General features: G+C 45.9%; 1 protein-coding gene. It reads left to right on the top strand.

The window, feature by feature from the left end; translation table 11 throughout:
- A partial coding sequence (locus JCM16418_RS24100) for a glycosyl hydrolase family 18 protein (protein WP_242403959.1) occupies positions 1 to 987 on the top strand: 987 nt, incomplete at both ends.

Below are 987 nucleotides of genomic sequence, written 5' to 3'. Positions count from 1 at the left end.
CTTCTACAGTCACATGTGGACGGATGTTACATCCACAGAGAATGGTGGATTGGGTCAAGCAGCCACAGGCTCAGGAAATACGCCAACGTATAACGATATTCTCGTGAAGTATAACGCAGCGAACGGATACAAGCGCTATTGGGATGATGCAGCGAAAGCGCCATATCGTTTCAATGGCAGTACGTTCATATCGTATGATGATCCACAATCTTTACATGAAAAAGCGAAGTATGTACTCGATAAGAAGCTAGGCGGAGCGATGTTCTGGGAATACAGTAACGACAGTACAGGTACACTACTAAATGCGTTAGCTGATGGAATTCAAGGTCTTCCATATGTGCCGGGCCCTGAAGAGCCAAACCCAGATAACACCGTACCAGCTGTACCAACTATTTCCGGTGTTGCCGAAGGCCAAACATACACATCCGGTGTTCTTCCAAATTGGACGGATGCTGCTAGTACGACGAGTACAGCAACGTTGAACGGAGCCGCTTATACTAAGGGCCAAGGAATCACGGAGGCGGGTGAATATACGCTTGTTGTTACCGCCCTGCACAGTGTAAGTGGGAAGACGTCGAAGGCGACCGTTAAATTCACCGTTGATCCTGCGGTTAAGTTGATTGGGTATGTAAATGGTGAGAATCAATGGTCTGATGCGAAAGCGATCGACGCTACGAAGCTCACGCATATTGACTACGCTTTTACTCATATTTCAAATAATAAGCTTGTGCCAGTTGAAGGTAATTTCTATGAGGCAAACTATGCTTATATGCAAAATCTGAAGAAACAGAATCCAAATCTCAAGATACTGAATTCGGTAGGTGGATGGGCAGCCGATGGTTTCTCAGATGCGGCATTAACGGCTGAATCTCGCGAAACCTTTACGAAGAGTATCATCGATTATATTGTTCAATATGATCTGGACGGCATCGATCTGGACTGGGAATATCCTACGCAGACTGCTGGAGATACATTGGGAAGACCAGA

The sequence above is a fragment of the Paenibacillus pini JCM 16418 genome (genome assembly GCF_000576305.1).
In the GTDB taxonomy this organism is placed as follows: Bacteria; Bacillota; Bacilli; order Paenibacillales; family Paenibacillaceae; genus Paenibacillus_AQ; species Paenibacillus_AQ pini.
This window is presented reverse-complemented; position numbering and strand designations above follow the sequence as displayed.